Genomic DNA, 15,592 nt, shown 5'->3' with positions numbered 1-15,592 from the left:
GCCCCTTCGCCTGCGTTCAGTGTGCTGGCCATCGTGCCATGGGCTGCCGCCGGTGGGGCCCGGCAGGGCAGACTGGGCGGATGGGTGATCAGTTCTTGATACCGGCGGCCGATGTGATTCCCGCGCTCCGTTGGGAGGAGCCGCCGGAAGGACCGGTGCTGGTGCTCCTCGACCAGACCCGGCTGCCGGCCGAGGAGGTGGAGCTGGTCTGCACCGATGTGCAGGCGCTGGTGCGGGCGATCCGCGATCTCGCGGTGCGGGGTGCGCCGCTGCTGGGGATCGCCGGGGCCTACGGAGTGGCCCTCGCCGCGGCGCGTGGCTATGACGTGGACGAGGCGGCGGACCTGCTCGCGGGTGCCCGGCCGACCGCCGTCAATCTGGCGTACGGGGTGCGCCGGGCGGTGGACGTGTACCGGGCGGCGCTGCCCGGCGGCCTGGACGCGGCAGCGGCGGCGGTGCTCGCCGAGGCCCGTGCGGTGCACGCCGAGGACGCGGCGGCCAGTGCGTCCATGGCCCGCCGCGGTGCCGAACTGCTGGCGGAGCTGGCGCCGGGCGGTGGCTATCGGATCCTGACGCACTGCAACACCGGGGCGCTGGTCTCCGGCGGCGAGGGCACGGCGCTCGCCGTCGTGCTGGCGGTGCACCGGTCCGGTGAGCTGCGCCGGCTGTGGGTCGACGAGACCCGTCCGCTGCTCCAGGGCGCCCGGCTGACGGCGTACGAGGCGGCCCGCACCGGCATGCCGTACACCGTGCTCACCGACAACGCGGCCGGTTCGCTCTTCACCGCGGGCGAGGTCGACGCGGTGCTGATCGGCGCGGACCGCATCGCCGCCGACGGTTCGACGGCGAACAAGATCGGCAGCTATCCGCTGGCGGTGCTCGCCCGCTACCACAACGTCCCGTTCATCGTGGTGGCACCGTGCACGACCGTGGACCTGGCGACTCCGGACGGGGCCGCGATCGAGGTGGAGCAGCGTCCGGGCCATGAGGTGACGGATCTGGGGTCTCCGCTCGGTGCCCAGGCGTACAACCCCGCGTTCGATGTCACGCCGCCGGAGCTGATCACGGCCATCGTCACGGAGCGCGGTGTGGTTTCACCCGTCACGGCGGACGCACTCAGGGTGATGTGCGGTCCCGGGGCGGAGTGACGGCCGGATCCGTGGGCCGCTTGCGCTGCGTAACCTGTCCCTGGGCTCTGGCGCACGGTTGCACGGTCAGTGGCGAGATCCTGCACTGGCGTCTGTGCGCAGTACCGGAGTGACCTATACGCCATTTTTCAACGGGGCGCGATACCGCAGGCCGACCGCTGACCTGCGCAGACACGCCCGCGGACGAGGTGACTATTAACACGCTGGTCGATCAAACGGTTACGACAATGGGATGATGATGCAATGAAGGGTCGAGTCCTGGTCGTCGATGACGACACCGCACTGTCCGAGATGCTCGGCATCGTGCTGCGTGGTGAAGGTTTTGAGCCGTCGTTCGTAGCAGACGGTGACAAGGCTCTTGCCGCTTTCCGGGAGACCAAGCCTGATCTGGTTCTCCTCGACCTCATGCTCCCGGGTCGGGACGGCATCGATGTATGCCGGCTGATCCGTGCGGAGTCCGGGGTACCTATCGTCATGCTCACCGCGAAGAGCGACACCGTCGACATCGTGGTGGGCCTGGAGTCCGGCGCCGACGACTACGTCGTCAAGCCGTTCAAGCCGAAGGAGCTGGTCGCACGCGTCCGGGCCCGGTTGCGGCGGGCGGAGGAGCCGACACCCGAGCAGCTCGCGATCGGTGACCTCGTCATCGATGTGGCCGGGCACTCCGTCAAGCGGGAGGGCCAGCCGATCGCGCTGACCCCGCTGGAGTTCGACCTGCTGGTCGCGCTCGCCCGCAAGCCCTGGCAGGTGTTCACCCGCGAGGTGCTGCTGGAGCAGGTGTGGGGATACCGGCACGCGGCCGACACCCGGCTGGTCAATGTGCACGTCCAGCGGCTGCGCTCCAAGGTCGAGCAGGACCCCGAGCGTCCCGAGATCGTGGTGACCGTCCGCGGCGTCGGCTACAAGGCCGGTCCGGGCTGACATGTCGGCGTCGTACGAGCGTGAGCGCTTGGAGAGCCGGCATGCGGACCCGCTGAGCGGTCTGCTGCCGGTGCTGCGCTCGTGCGTGCGCTGGGCACGCCGTCCGTTGCTGCCCGCTGTCCGGCTGTGGCGGCGCAATATCCAGCTGCGCGTGGTGGCGGTGACGCTGCTGATGTCGCTGGGTGTCGTGCTGCTGCTGGGTGTGGTCGTCATCGGGCAGGTGAAGAACGGTCTGCTCGACGCGAAGGAACAGGCGTCGCGGGGCCAGGCGAGCGGTGGTTTCTCCGTGGCGCAGGCGCAGGCCGACAAGGAGAAGGAGCGGGACGCCGTTCCGGTCGCGGGGGGTGCGACCACCCGCGGAATGATCGACTCCGGCACCTGGCTGACCAACCTGGTCGGCCAGCTCGCCAGTGGCGGCAAGGGCGTCTACTCGGTCGTCGCGCTCAGCCCCGGGACCGGTGACGGCGCCGATGCCCGCGGCCCGCGCACCTCGGGCCTGCTGCTGCCGGACGACAGTATTCCGCAGGACCTGCGGGACAGCGTCGAGACGCGTTCCGGGTCGCACGAGACCTACGCGACGATCAAGCGGGAGAACGATTCCAAGCCGCAGAACGCCCTGGTCATCGGCAAGCGGCTCAGCGATGTGAACGGCAAGCCGTACCAGCTCTACTACGTCTTCCCGTTCGATCAGGAAGAGACCACCCTCGGTCTGGTCAAGCGCACCCTGGCGACCGCGGGGATCTTCGTCGTGGTGCTGCTCGGGGCCATCGCCTGGCTGGTCACCCGCCAGGTCGTGACCCCGGTCAGGATGGCCGCCGGGATCTCCGAGCGGCTCGCCGCCGGCCGGCTCCAGGAGCGGATGAAGGTCTCGGGCGAGGACGACATCGCGCGGCTCGGCGAGTCCTTCAACAAGATGGCGCAGACCCTGCAGATCAAGATCCAGCAGCTGGAGGAGTTGTCCCGGCTGCAGCGCCGCTTCGTCTCGGACGTCTCGCACGAGCTGCGCACCCCGCTCACCACCGTCCGGATGGCCGCGGACGTCATCCATGACGCCCGTGAGGACTTCGACCCGGTCACCGCGCGCTCCGCGGAACTGCTCGGCAGCCAGCTCGACCGGTTCGAGGGGCTGCTGTCCGACCTGCTGGAGATCAGCCGGTTCGACGCGGGCGCCGCGGACCTGTCCGCCGAACCGATCGACCTGCGCGACGTGGTGCGGCGCGTGGTGGACGCCGCCGAGCCGCTGTCCGAACGCAAGGGCAGCCGGGTGATCATCAGGGGCGACGAGCAGCCGGTGATAGCGGAGGCCGACCCGCGCCGGGTCGAGCGCGTCCTGCGCAACCTCGTGGTCAACGCCGTGGAGCACGGTGAGGGCCGCGATGTGGTGGTCCGGCTGGCGACGGCCGACGGGGCGGTCGCGGTCGCGGTGCGGGACTACGGCGTGGGACTCAAGCCCGGTGAGGCGACCCGGGTGTTCAACCGGTTCTGGCGCGCCGATCCGGCGCGGGCCCGTACCACCGGCGGAACGGGCCTCGGCCTGTCGATCGCGGTGGAGGACGCCCGGCTGCACGGCGGGTGGCTGCAGGCATGGGGCGAGCCCGGCGGCGGCTCGCAGTTCCGCATGACGCTGCCGCGTACCGCGGGCGAGAGCCTGCGCGGCTCACCGATCGCGCTGGAGCCCGAGGACTCCCGGCGCAATCGCGGCCTGAACGCTTCCGGCGCGCCGCCGCGGCCGGACGCGCCGCCGATGCCACGCACCTCCCCGCTGTCGCCCGCGCTGCCGCCGATGCCGTCGGCACCGGCGCGGCCGCCGTCCGCGAACCCCGCGGCGCTGCCCGGGAACGGGTCGCGGGTGGTGGGGCACGAGCCGGGTGTCCCGGGAGACTCTGCACGGGAGGACGAACGCTGATGCGGGCGATGGGGGAGCGGCGGACCGGGTGGGGCGGTCGGCAGGACCGGCTGTGGCTGCCGGTGGTCTGCGCGGTGCTGCTCGCGGGATGCGCGTCGATGCCGGGCAGCGGCGAGGTGCACAAGGTCGCGGGGGAGCAGAGCGCCGATTCGGACCAGCAGGTGCAGGTGCTCGGGATCAAGCCGCAGCCCGGCGAGTACCCCGACCAGATCGTGCGCGGGTTCCTGGAGGCGACCACCAGTGACGAGGCCGAGTACGCGACGGCCAAGGAGTACCTGACGACGTCGATGGCCCAGCACTGGGACCCGTTCGCGAAGATCACGGTCCTGTCGGGCGGCCCGTCGCCGGTCGAGGAGCAGGCCGGGACCGCGCGCAAGGAGGGCCTCCACACGTTCGGGCTGAGCGGTACGCAGGTCGCGGCGGTGGACGAGAAGCACGCCTACACCTCGGGTGACGGCACGACGTTCCACACCTCCTTCCAGCTGGTGAAGGAGAAGAACGAGTGGCGGATCGACTCGGTCGACAACGGGCTGGTGCTCACCGAGTCGGACTTCCAGCGGATCTACCACTCCGTCAACATGTACTACTTCGCCAACCTCGGGACACCCAGTGCGGGGGCGCCGACGCTGGTGGCCGACCCGGTGTATCTGCGGCGGCGGATAAATTCGCTGGAGTCGGCGGTCTCGGCGATGCTCGGCGGCCCGACCGACTGGCTCGGTCCCGTGGTGCGCTCCGCGGCGCCCAAGGGCGTGGCGCTCTACAACAAGGACGCGGACCACGGCGTCTCCCTCGATGACTCGCAGCATCTGCGGGTGCGGCTGAACTCGATGGCGGACCGCCTGGACGCGGCGCAGTGCCAGCGGCTGGCGGCGCAACTGCTGCCCACGGCGCAGAGCCAGTCGGCGACGAAGATCACCTCGGTGGAGGTGCAGCGCGCGAACGGCGATTCGGCGTGCACCCTGTCGGACGAACGGGCCAAGCCGTATCTGCCGGAGACGCTGAGCGGGGTCTCGCCCCGGCAGTTCTTCATCGACGACCACCAGCAGCTCGTCGCGCTGCCCGACGACAGCAGTTCGCTGGCGGAGACCGTGCCGGGCGTGCTCGGCGGCGCCACCGCGAAGCTCGTGTCGGCCGCGGTGCAGCGGGACGAGCAGTTCGCGGCCGGGGTCAGGACCGGCGGCCGCGAGCTGATCGTCGCGAGTATCGCCAAGAGCTCCGCCGACCCCGGACGGGTGGTGTTCACCAGCGCCGCGCACGCCGCGAACGACGGTCTGAGCGCGCCCAGCTGGGACGGGTACGGCAACCTGTGGGTGGCCGACCGCGACGGCCCGCGGTCCCGGCTGCTGATGCTGCGCGGCGGTACGGGCGAGCCCTACGAGGTGCCGGTGCCGGATCTCGGCGACGGGCGGATCCAGTCGCTGCGCGTCGCACCGGACGGGACGCGGATCGCGATGCTGGTGAAGAAGGGCGGCCGGACGACGCTGAAGCTCGGCCGGATCGAGCGGGGCGGGACGGCGGAGGTGCCCGTGATCACGGTGACGGCGCTGAAGGGCGTGACTCCGCAGCTGGAGGACGTCACCGCCGCGTCCTGGGCGGGCGGCAGCCGCCTGCTGGTGGTCGGGACCGAATCGGGTGGCCTGCAGCAGATCCAGTACATCAACACGGACGGCTCACTGCCGTCCACGCCCGCCCTGCCGGGCATCAGCGACGCGGCCTCGGTGGCGGCGTCGGAGGACCAGACGAAGCCGCTGCTGGCGGCGTACAAGGGCGGTATCTACCGGCTGTTGGCGCAGGACGCGAACTGGAAGCAGATCGCGGCGAAGGGCATCGGGCCGGTCTACCCGGGCTGACGTCCGGCACGACACCCCTGGTGAGGGCCTTGTCCGGAGCCCGGTGAGGGTTCCGGGCCCTGGCGGGCATCCGGTGCGGGCTCCGCCACGGTTCTCCCGCGCGGGGTTATCCACAGGCCGGGCGGGGGTCTGGTGAAGGGATCCCGCAGCGGGCAGAGTGGTGGCCATGCGGGCGTGGTGGCGGGAGTTCACCGGACTGGTCCTGCCGGTCGACTGCGCGGGATGTGGCCGGCCGCGCACGGCACTGTGCGGTGCGTGCGGAGAGCTGCTGGGCTCGACGGACGGGGCGGCCGTGCGGCGGGTGCGGCCGGATCCGGCGCCGGGCGGGCTGCCGGTGGTCCATGCCGCGGCGACCTACGCGGACGAGGTGCGGGCGGTGGTGCTCGCGCACAAGGAACGCGGCGCTCTGGGGCTGGCACGGCCGCTGGGCGCGGCATTGGCCGGGGCGGTGCTCAAGGTGGGCGCAGTGGGGCCGTTGCTGCTGGTGCCGGTGCCCTCCGCGCGGCGGACGGTCGCGGCCCGGGGGCACGACGCGACCCGGCGGATCGCACGGTGCGCGGCCGGGGAACTGCGCCGGTCGGGGCAGCGAGCGCGGGTGGCCGCCGTGCTGCGCCAGCGGCGGGCGGTCGCAGACCAGGCGCGGCTGAGCGGGCGCGAGCGGCTGGAGAACCTGTCGGGTGCCGTGGTGGCCGCAAGCGGTGGCCACAGGCTGCTGGAGGTGGCTCCTGTGGTGCTGGTGGACGACCTGATGACCACCGGGGCGTCGCTGGCCGCGGCGGCGCGGGCGGTGGAGGCGGCGGGCGGCCGGATCGCCGGTGCGGCGGTCGTCGCGGGGCCGGTGGGAACGGAACTTTGGCCTGAAAGACATCGTTGCAGCTAGTACAGCCGGGCGTTCACCCGAACGGAGGTATACCGATGCTGGGGATGCCGACCTTCGCTCCTCAGGACTATGTTCGGTTGTGAGGCAAGGTGAACATCATGGGGTGTTGATCTTGCTGGTGGGGGAGAAGGAGGTGAAAGCGGCCGCTTCGGTGGCTCCGGGGAATTCCGGGGCAGGAGAAGCAGCAGCTGACGCAGCGCCGGACGGGACAGGTGCCCGGCCGGCCTAAGCGAATGGGATGCGCTCCGCGTGTTCGGAGCGATCCGGAACGGAGTTCTGAGTGGACATCGTCATCAAGGGCCGCAAGACCGACGTGCCTGATCGGTTCCGTAAGCACGTGACCGAGAAGCTGGACAAGATCCAGAAGCTCGATGGCAAGGTGATCAGCCTTGACGTCGAGGTGTCCAAAGAGCTCAACCCCCGCCAGTCGGACCGTTCCGACCGGGTGGAGATCACACTGAACACCCGCGGCCCCGTGGTGCGAGCCGAGGCCTCTGCGGCCGATCCGTATGCCGCGCTCGACCTCGCGGTGGCCAAGTTGGAGGCGCGGCTGCGCAAGGCGGCCGACAAGCGCCGGGTGCATCACGGCGGAGGGCGTACGCCCCTCAGCGTCGCCCAGGCCACAGCCTCGCTGACCGGCGAGCTGAACGGCTCGGCGCCCGCACCGGCCGTGGAGAACGCCGTACCGACGACCCGGATCGGGCCGCTCGAGGTACAGGGGGACGGCCCGTTGGTGGTGCGCGAGAAGACGCACGCCGCGGCGCCGATGGCGCTCGATCAGGCTCTCTACGAGATGGAGCTGGTCGGGCACGACTTTTATCTGTTCATCGACTCCGACACGGGCTCACCGAGTGTCGTCTACCGGCGGCACGGCTACGACTACGGAGTCATTCACCTGAAGGCGGACCCGTCCGCCGAGGAGGCGCCCGCAGGCGCGGGCGGCGCGCTACGCCGCTGATTCACAGCTGAAACGCACCATGGATGGCATCGCCCCCGGGGCCTTTCCCGGGGGCGACGCCGCGCCCCGGACAGGCCCCAATCATGAAAGCATGGGTGTAGCTGCCAACTCTGGCCTGAGGGGGAGGATCTGATGCCGGACAGCTTCGAGCCCGCAGACATCAGCGACGAGGGGCACGCCCCTGCGAGGGACCACCTGGAGGCGCCCCGCAAGGAGCCCATCCGGGTACTGGTCGTCGACGATCACGCCCTGTTCCGGCGGGGGCTGGAGATCGTCCTCGCGCAGGAGGAGGACATCCAGGTCATCGGCGAGGCGGGGGACGGCGCGGAGGCGGTGGAGAAGGCCGCCGACCTGCTGCCGGACATCGTGCTGATGGACGTCCGGATGCCCAGGCGCGGCGGTATCGAGGCCTGCACCTCCATCAAGGAGGTCGCCCCCAGCGCCAAGATCATCATGTTGACGATAAGCGATGAAGAGGCCGACCTCTACGAAGCGATCAAGGCCGGCGCGACGGGATATCTGCTCAAGGAGATCTCCACGGACGAGGTCGCCACCGCCATCCGCGCGGTCGCCGACGGCCAGTCGCAGATCAGCCCTTCGATGGCGTCCAAGCTCCTCACCGAGTTCAAGTCGATGATCCAGCGGACCGACGAGCGGCGGCTGGTGCCCGCACCGCGGCTCACCGACCGGGAGCTGGAAGTGCTCAAGCTCGTGGCGACCGGTCTGAACAACCGTGACATCGCCAAGCAGTTGTTCATCAGCGAGAACACCGTGAAGAACCACGTGCGCAACATCCTGGAGAAGCTGCAGCTGCACTCCAGGATGGAGGCCGTGGTCTACGCGATGCGCGAGAAGATCCTCGAAATCAGATAGCCGGTAGCCGGTGTCCGGTGGCCGGTAGCCAGCAACAGGAGACGCCGGCGCCGGGCAAGGGGCGCCGGGTCAGCGGCGGTCGTGGGTCCGGTTCAGGGCGTCCGCCAGCGGCTCCCGCAGCGCTTCCGGCAGCACCCGTTCCACCCGCGCCTCCACGCAGCCGACCCAGCCCGCCGCCTCGGCGATCGCCTCGGCCGCCGGCTGCACCGCCTTCGGGCCGTCGAGCGTCACCTGCCGGGCCACGAGGGTGCTGCCCTCGCGTGCCGGGTCCACCCGGCCCACCAGATTACCGCCCGCCAGCAGCGGCATCGCGAAATAGCCGTGGATGCGCTTCGGCTTGGGGACGTACGCCTCCAGCCGGTGGGTGAAACCGAAGATCCGCTCGGTGCGCGGCCGGTCCCAGACCAGGGAGTCGAACGGGGACAGCAGGGTCGTACGGTGCCGGCCGCGCTTCGCGGCGGACTCGGCGTCCAGCACCAGCGGGTCCGCCCAGGCCGGCTTGCCCCAGCCCTCGACCTCCACCGGGACCAGTCCGGAGCCCTCGATCACCGCCATCACCTGCTCGCCCTTGAGCCGGTGGTAGTCCGCGAGGTCGGCGCGGGTGGCCACGCCCATCGCCGCCCCGGCCTGCGCCACGAGCCGCCGCATGCACTCCGCGTCATCGATGTCGTCGTGCAGCAGAGCGTCCGGAATGGCGCGCTCCGCCAGGTCGTAGACGCGCTTCCAGCCGCGCCGCTCGGTGCAGACCACCTGGCCGGTGTCGAGCAGCCACTCCACCGCGATCTTCGTCTCCGACCAGTCCCACCAGGGGCCGCCGTTCTTGGCGCCGCCCAGTTCCGTGGACGTGAGCGGCCCGTCGGCCTTGAGCCGGTCCAGTACGGCGCCGCACGAGCGGTCGGCGTCCTCCAGCACGTGCCAGCGGTGGCCGCGGTCCCGCCGGGCGCGGCGCCGGAAGGCGAAGTGCGGCCATTCCTCGATGGGCAGGATGCAGGCGGCGTGCGACCAGTACTCGAAGGCGTGCGACTCGGTCCAGTACGCCTTCTCGATGGCGTCCCGGCCCACGGCGCCCAGCCGTGCGTACGGAATGAGCTCGTGCGACCGCGCCAGGACGGAGATCGTGTCGAGCTGGACCGCTCCCAGCCGGCGCAGCACCCCGCGGACCCCGGCGCGCCGGTCCGGGACGCCGAGCAGGCCCTGCGCGCGCAGGGCGATCCGGCGGGCATCGTCCGCGGACAGGGTGGCTACGGGGCGGGGCAGCGGTGTCATGCCGGAGAGCCTAGAACGCGCCACTGACAATGCCCCGGGCCCACCGGCGACCCGGCCGCCCGCGACCCGTGCACCGCCTGCCGAGGTCCCACTCGCCCGCCGAGGATCCCTACTCGCCCGGGAAGGGCAGATACGGCGTCGCCAGCGGAAGCCCCAGGTCCGAGGGGAGCAGCGAACCGGTCCAGCAGTCCCGCCGGGTGCCGTTGTGGACGATCTTGGCCCGCATGGTGCCCTCCATGACGAAGCCGATCCTGCGGGCGACCGCGCGCGATCCCTCGTTGCCCGCGTCCGCGAACCACTCCATCCGCTGCACGCCGAGGTCGGCGAAGGCCCACCGGCACACCGCGAGGCCGGCCTCCACGGTGTACCCGCGGCCGCGCTGCTCCTTGACCGCCCAGTAGCCGAGCTCGGCCTGGTGGTCGGGCGCGCCCAGCTTGCCGAGCCGCACCAGTCCGACGGAGCCGACCAGCGTGCCGCCGTCCCTGGTAAAGGCGCCGAAGTTGTAGAGGATGTCGTCGGCCCACCCCTGGGCGCTCACCGGACCGGTGAAATCCGCCGCGTCCTGACGCGTGTACGGCGACGGGACGCTGGTCCAGCGGGGGATCTCCGGGTCCTGGCAGGCTTGGTACACCGCGTCGGCGTCGGCCGGCCCCAGCGTGCGCAGAACCAGGCGTTCGGTGGTGAGGGTGATGGGCTCCATGAGCGGAGTATCGCCGACCGCCGGGCCGGTTGAAAAAGCGATTTGTATCACTACGCGGGGTGACGGCGGACCGGTGTGCTGACGGACCTCCCGGCCTGCAGGTGTCCTCGCTTACGATGGCCGTTGCGGCGGAGTGCATCCCGCTGTGCCCAGCGCGAGATTACGTGCCAGGCCCGACCGGCAAGGAGCCAGCCTACGTGTCCGTCTTCAACAAGCTCATGCGTGCAGGCGAAGGCAAGATCCTGCGCAAGCTGCACCGCATCGCGGACCAGGTCAATTCCATTGAAGAGGACTTCGTCAATCTGACGGACGCCGAGCTGCGGGCCCTCACCGACGAGTACAAGGAACGGTTCGAGGGCGGCGAGACCCTCGACGACCTGCTTCCCGAGGCGTTCGCCACGGTCCGTGAGGCCGCCAAGCGCGTGCTCGGCCAGCGTCACTACGACGTCCAGATGATGGGCGGCGCAGCTCTCCACCTCGGATATGTCGCAGAAATGCGCACCGGTGAGGGCAAGACCCTGGTCGGCACCCTGCCCGCGTACCTGAACGCGATCTCCGGCAAGGGCGTCCACCTCATCACCGTCAACGACTACCTCGCCGAGCGTGACTCGGAGTGGATGGGCCGGGTGCACAAATTCCTCGGCCTCGAGGTCGGCTGCATCCTGGCGAACATGTCGCCGGCGCAGCGCCGCGAGATGTACAACTGCGACATCACGTACGGCACCAACAACGAGTTCGGCTTCGACTACCTGCGCGACAACATGGCGTGGTCGAAGGACGAGCTGGTGCAGCGCGGCCACAACTTCGCGATCGTCGACGAGGTCGACTCGATCCTCGTGGACGAGGCCCGTACCCCGCTGATCATCTCCGGCCCCGCCGACCAGGCCACCAAGTGGTACGCCGACTTCGCGCGCCTGGTGAAGCGGCTGAACAAGGGCGAGGCCGGCAGCATCGGCGTCGAGGAGACCGGCGACTACGAGGTCGACGAGAAGAAGCGCACGGTCGCCATCCACGAGAGCGGCGTCGCCAAGGTCGAGGACTGGCTCGGCATCGACAACCTCTACGAGTCGGTGAACACCCCGCTCGTCGGTTACCTGAACAACGCGATCAAGGCCAAGGAGCTCTACAAGAACGACAAGGACTACGTCGTCATGGACGGCGAAGTCATGATCGTCGACGAGCACACCGGCCGTATCCTCGCGGGCCGCCGCTACAACGAGGGCATGCACCAGGCGATCGAGGCGAAGGAAGGGGTGGACATCAAGGACGAGAACCAGACCCTCGCCACGATCACCCTGCAGAACTTCTTCCGCCTCTACGACAAGCTCTCCGGCATGACCGGTACGGCCATGACCGAGGCCGCCGAGTTCCACCAGATCTACAAGCTCGGTGTCGTCCCGATCCCGACCAACCGCGACCTCGCGCGGCTGGACCGGGCGGACCTGATCTACCGCACCGAGGAGGCGAAGTTCGCGGCGGTCGTCGAGGACATCGCAGAGAAGCACGAGAAGGGCCAGCCGGTCCTGGTCGGCACCGTCTCGGTCGCGAAGTCCGAGTACCTGTCGGCGCAGCTGTCCAAGCGCGGTGTCCCGCACGAGGTGCTGAACGCCAAGCAGCACGACCGGGAGGCGTCCATCGTCGCCCAGGCCGGCCGCAAGGGCGCGGTCACCGTCGCCACGAACATGGCCGGCCGTGGCACCGACATCAAGCTCGGCGGCAACCCCGAGGACCTCGCCGAGGCCGAGCTGCGCCAGCGCGGCCTGGACCCGGTCGAGCACGTCGAGGAGTGGGCCGCGGACCTGCCGGCGGCGCTGGAGCGCGCCGAGGCGGCCGTCAAGGCCGAGTTCGAAGAGGTCAAGGAGCTCGGCGGCCTGTACGTGCTGGGCACCGAGCGCCACGAGTCCCGCCGGATCGACAACCAGCTGCGCGGCCGCTCCGGCCGTCAGGGCGACCCGGGCGAGTCCCGCTTCTACCTCTCCCTCGGTGACGACCTGATGCGCCTGTTCAAGGCGCAGATGGTCGAGCGCGTGATGTCGATGGCCAATGTGCCGGACGACGTCCCGATCGAGAACAAGATGGTGACGCGCGCGATCGCGTCCGCCCAGTCGCAGGTCGAGCAGCAGAACTTCGAGATCCGCAAGAACGTCCTGAAGTACGACGAGGTGCTCAACCGCCAGCGCGAGGTCATCTACGGCGAGCGCCGCCGCGTCCTGGAGGGCGAGGACCTGCACGAGCAGGTGCGGCACTTCATGGACGACACGATCGAGGCGTACATCGACGCCGAGACGAAGGACGGCTTCGCCGAGGACTGGGACCTGGACCGGCTGTGGAACGCCTTCGGGCAGCTCTACCCGATCAAGATCACCGTCGAGGACCTGGAGGACGCGGCCGGCGACCGGGCCGGCATCACCGCCGAGTTCATCGCCGAGACCGTCAAGGACGACATCACCGAGCAGTACGAGGAGCGCGAGGCGCAGCTCTCCGGTGACGTCATGCGCGAGCTGGAGCGGCGCGTGGTCCTGTCGGTGCTGGACCGCAAGTGGCGCGAGCACCTCTACGAGATGGACTACCTCCAGGAGGGCATCGGGCTGCGCGCCATGGCGCAGCGCGACCCGCTGGTCGAGTACCAGCGCGAGGGCTTCGACATGTTCACCGCCATGATGGAGGGCATCAAGGAGGAGTCCGTCGGCTACCTGTTCAACCTGGACGTCCAGGTCGAGCAGCAGGTCGAGGAGGTCCCGGTCGAGGACGCGGCGCCGTCGCTCGTCAAGGACGCCCGTCCGGAGATCCGCGCCAAGGGCCTGGAGGCCCCGAAGCGGGCGGACCGGCTGCACTTCTCCGCTCCTTCGGTGGACGGCGAGGGCGGTGTCGTCGAGGGCGACTTCGAGAGCGAGGGTGCCGGTTCCGACGGGGACGGCCAGACGCGCGCGGAGCGCCGCAAGGCCGCCAAGGGCGGCAAGCGCCGCAAGAAGTAGCGCGGGCGCACGGCGCGAAAAGTCGCGCGGTAAGCACCGGCCGGGGCCGGACTCCCATCGCGGGGGTCCGGCCCCGGCCGCGTTCCCACGAGGCCGCGGGGGCGGCGGGTCAGCGGGCCTCGACCGCGGTGCAGCGCCAGACACCCCCCGCCCGCCCCGTCGGCGTCCCCGCCCGTTCCGCCCGCCGGGCCGCGCTCCAGCCGGAAGGCGATGGCGCGGAAGGCGTCATGGGCCAGGGAGACGACGGCCGTCACCTCCAGGGCGCCGTCGTGCTGCCGCGCGACCTGGCAGCTGTGGACGTAGGGTGCTTCCCCGCGGGCCCGGCGCTGCCAGTCGGCGCGGGAGGTCACCAGCTCCCAGAGCCGGTCGTAGGCGGGGCCGCGGACCCGGCCGGCGAGGCAGCTGATGGGCTGCCGTCCGGTGAGGACGGTGAGCAGCCGGCCGGCGAACCACAGGTGTGGCGGAACGGCGGCCGGCCGGCCCGCCCGGACCGGCGGGCGCCGGTGGTCGTGCCGGTTGGGCGGCCCGGACCGGCGGGTGCGGGCCGGGCCGGGACGGGCGGACGCTGGTGAGGTGACGGCCATGCTGATACCCCCGTGGTGCGGTGCCGGCGGGATCCGCCGGATTCGGCCGGTTGTGGCCGGGTACGTACCCGGGCCACCGGTTTCTACCGTTCGGTAACCCGGTTGTACGCGCCACCGGGGGGCGGGGACAACGCGGTCCGCCGGCGCGGGACGCGGGCGGCCGTTTCACCTATCCGCGTGGTCGCGCCGTTACGCACGTATGCTGACGGCCATGCGCGTCTACATCCCCACGACCCTGTCCGGCCTGGCCGAGGCCCACAAGGCGGGCGAACTGGGCCCCGCACCGCTGGACGCCTACGCGGTCACCCCCAGCCTTCGCGAGTGGTACGTCTCCGACGACATCGAGGAGCTGGAGTACGCGGCGCTGACCCGGGCCGCCCAGGCGTCGCTCCGGCAGCTCGCCGTGAACCCCGACGCCCCGCGCCGCCGCATCGTGCTCGCGGTGGACGTGCCGGAGTCGGCCGTCGCCTTCGACCCGGACCGCGGGCTGGACGCCGCCGCCCTCGGCGAGGTCCGGCTGGCCGCGGTGGTGTCGATGAGCGATGCCGCCGCCGTACACCTGGACGCCACCGACGCGGAGCAGGACGTGACCGCCGCGGCGCTGGCGCTGGGTGCGGCCGACGCGGGCGACGACGACGCCCAGTTCACCGTCGACGGCGCGGAGGACCACGAGCTGCTCTGGTTCGCGACGCAGGAGATCCCCAACCTGATCGGCTGAGGCCGCCGGGCTGTCGTACCCGCCGGGTAACGTCGGGTGCGTGAACGCTCATCTGGTGTGGGACTGGAACGGGACCCTTTTCCACGACATCGACGCGGTGCTGGAGGCCACGAACGCCTCCTTCGCCGAGCTCGGCCTGTCCCCGATCACCCTGGACCGCTACCGCGAGCTGTACTGCGTGCCGGTGCCGAAGTTCTACGAGCGGCTGATCGGCCGGCTGCCCACGGACGCGGAGTGGGTGGTGATGGACGAGGCGTTCCACCGGCACTACTGGGAGCGGGCGGGGAACTGCGGTCTCGCCGAGGGCGCGGCCGAGCTGCTCGCCGCCCAGCAGCACGCGGGGCTGACGCAGTCGCTCTGTTCGCTCGCCCCGCACGATCTGCTGATACCGATCGTGCGCACCCACGGCATCGAGCGGCACTTCGTCCGGATGGACGGCGCGACCGGGCCGTCCGGCGGCGGCAAGGCCGAGCAGATGGTCCGCCACCTCGCCGCCCTGGAGGGCGTCTCACCCGACCGCGTCGTCGTCATCGGCGATGCGGTGGACGACGCGCTGGCGGCGGCCCACGCGGGCGCACACGCCGTTCTGTACACCGGGGGGTCGCACAGCCGGGTCAGTCTGGCGGCCGCCGGGGTGCCGGTGGTGGATTCGCTCGCGGAGGCGGTCGAGGCCGCCCGGCGGCTCACCGCGGGATGACAGGTCCGGATGATCGGCCCTGAATGACCAGGGCCGGTCGGCCGGCCCCGGGATGACGGGGCCTGACCGGATCGGACATCCGGCTGTTTGCGCGCTGTCCATTTGGTCCAAGAATC

General features: G+C 70.9%; 13 protein-coding genes. 11 read left to right on the top strand and 2 right to left on the bottom strand.

What is annotated here, in order from left to right:
• Window positions 1-80: 80 nt before the first annotated feature.
• From mtnA to C8250_RS18665, 7 genes are all read left to right on the top strand, one after another.
• Complete coding sequence (mtnA, locus tag C8250_RS18695; RefSeq protein WP_138358888.1) at window positions 81-1,148, top strand: S-methyl-5-thioribose-1-phosphate isomerase; 1,068 nt, start codon at window positions 81-83, stop codon at window positions 1,146-1,148.
• A gap of 243 nt (window positions 1,149-1,391) precedes the next feature.
• Entirely contained in the window at window positions 1,392-2,069 is a 678-nt protein-coding gene (mtrA, locus tag C8250_RS18690) for a two-component system response regulator MtrA (protein ID WP_138358886.1), read from the top strand.
• 1 nt (window position 2,070) lies between these two features.
• Window positions 2,071-3,975 carry an MtrAB system histidine kinase MtrB gene (gene mtrB, locus C8250_RS18685; RefSeq protein ID WP_138358884.1) on the top strand — a complete coding sequence of 635 codons (1,905 nt, stop codon included), beginning with the start codon at window positions 2,071-2,073 and terminating at the stop codon, window positions 3,973-3,975.
• Entirely contained in the window at window positions 3,975-5,825 is a 1,851-nt protein-coding gene (locus C8250_RS18680) for an LpqB family beta-propeller domain-containing protein (RefSeq protein WP_232485805.1), read from the top strand. Before mtrB ends, C8250_RS18680 begins: the two co-directional genes overlap by 1 nt.
• 166 nt (window positions 5,826-5,991) lie before the next feature.
• Window positions 5,992-6,705: a phosphoribosyltransferase family protein gene (locus C8250_RS18675; RefSeq protein WP_138358882.1), complete on the top strand. Its 714-nt coding sequence runs from the start codon at window positions 5,992-5,994 to the stop codon at window positions 6,703-6,705.
• Between the two features lie 280 nt (window positions 6,706-6,985).
• On the top strand, window positions 6,986-7,663 hold the full coding sequence (raiA, locus tag C8250_RS18670) for a ribosome-associated translation inhibitor RaiA (RefSeq protein WP_138358880.1): 678 nt from the start codon (window positions 6,986-6,988) through the stop codon (window positions 7,661-7,663).
• 159 nt (window positions 7,664-7,822) lie between these two features.
• A complete protein-coding gene (locus C8250_RS18665) occupies window positions 7,823-8,536 on the top strand; it encodes a response regulator transcription factor (RefSeq protein WP_307811558.1) in 714 nt (237 codons plus the stop codon).
• Window positions 8,537-8,605: 69 nt separating this feature from the next.
• Here C8250_RS18665 and C8250_RS18660 read toward each other — a convergent pair whose 3' ends face one another.
• Both C8250_RS18660 and C8250_RS18655 read right to left on the bottom strand, forming a co-directional pair.
• On the bottom strand, window positions 8,606-9,802 hold the full coding sequence (locus C8250_RS18660; protein ID WP_187144894.1) for a crosslink repair DNA glycosylase YcaQ family protein: 1,197 nt from the start codon (window positions 9,800-9,802) through the stop codon (window positions 8,606-8,608).
• A gap of 109 nt (window positions 9,803-9,911) precedes the next feature.
• Entirely contained in the window at window positions 9,912-10,502 is a 591-nt protein-coding gene (locus C8250_RS18655; RefSeq protein WP_138358874.1) for a GNAT family N-acetyltransferase, read from the bottom strand.
• Between the two features lie 197 nt (window positions 10,503-10,699).
• On the opposite strand from C8250_RS18655, the gene secA reads away from it, so the two are divergent.
• The 4 genes from secA (at window position 10,700) to C8250_RS18635 (ending at window position 15,476) form a co-directional block, all read left to right on the top strand.
• On the top strand, window positions 10,700-13,477 hold the full coding sequence (gene secA / locus C8250_RS18650; RefSeq protein WP_138358872.1) for a preprotein translocase subunit SecA: 2,778 nt from the start codon (window positions 10,700-10,702) through the stop codon (window positions 13,475-13,477).
• Window positions 13,478-13,704: 227 nt separating this feature from the next.
• Window positions 13,705-14,049 carry a hypothetical protein gene (locus C8250_RS18645; RefSeq protein ID WP_187144893.1) on the top strand — a complete coding sequence of 115 codons (345 nt, stop codon included), beginning with the start codon at window positions 13,705-13,707 and terminating at the stop codon, window positions 14,047-14,049.
• A gap of 223 nt (window positions 14,050-14,272) precedes the next feature.
• On the top strand, window positions 14,273-14,779 hold the full coding sequence (locus C8250_RS18640; RefSeq protein WP_138357600.1) for a hypothetical protein: 507 nt from the start codon (window positions 14,273-14,275) through the stop codon (window positions 14,777-14,779).
• A 40-nt stretch (window positions 14,780-14,819) separates the two neighbouring features.
• Window positions 14,820-15,476 carry an HAD family hydrolase gene (locus tag C8250_RS18635; protein ID WP_138357599.1) on the top strand — a complete coding sequence of 219 codons (657 nt, stop codon included), beginning with the start codon at window positions 14,820-14,822 and terminating at the stop codon, window positions 15,474-15,476.
• The last annotated feature ends 116 nt before the right edge of the window (window positions 15,477-15,592 follow it).

The sequence above is a fragment of the Streptomyces sp. So13.3 genome (genome assembly GCF_005860785.2).
In the GTDB taxonomy this organism is placed as follows: Bacteria; Actinomycetota; Actinomycetes; order Streptomycetales; family Streptomycetaceae; genus Actinacidiphila; species Actinacidiphila fildesensis.
The sequence above is the reverse complement of the archived record's forward strand: the minus strand, read 5'-3'. Positions and strand labels throughout refer to the sequence as shown.

Excerpts from the sequence above, each read along its gene's own strand:
- C8250_RS18680 (WP_232485805.1), top strand. The coding sequence starts at position 3,975 with ATGCGGGCGATGGGGGAGCGGCGGACCGGGTGGGGCGGTCGGCAGGAC.
- C8250_RS18675 (WP_138358882.1), top strand. The coding sequence starts at position 5,992 with ATGCGGGCGTGGTGGCGGGAGTTCACCGGACTGGTCCTGCCGGTCGAC.
- mtrB (WP_138358884.1), top strand. The coding sequence starts at position 2,071 with ATGTCGGCGTCGTACGAGCGTGAGCGCTTGGAGAGCCGGCATGCGGAC.
- mtrA (WP_138358886.1), top strand. The coding sequence starts at position 1,392 with ATGAAGGGTCGAGTCCTGGTCGTCGATGACGACACCGCACTGTCCGAG.
- C8250_RS18655 (WP_138358874.1), bottom strand. The coding sequence starts at position 10,502 with ATGGAGCCCATCACCCTCACCACCGAACGCCTGGTTCTGCGCACGCTG.
- mtnA (WP_138358888.1), top strand. The coding sequence starts at position 81 with ATGGGTGATCAGTTCTTGATACCGGCGGCCGATGTGATTCCCGCGCTC.
- C8250_RS18640 (WP_138357600.1), top strand. The coding sequence starts at position 14,273 with ATGCGCGTCTACATCCCCACGACCCTGTCCGGCCTGGCCGAGGCCCAC.
- C8250_RS18645 (WP_187144893.1), top strand. The coding sequence starts at position 13,705 with ATGGGCCAGGGAGACGACGGCCGTCACCTCCAGGGCGCCGTCGTGCTG.
- C8250_RS18660 (WP_187144894.1), bottom strand. The coding sequence starts at position 9,802 with ATGACACCGCTGCCCCGCCCCGTAGCCACCCTGTCCGCGGACGATGCC.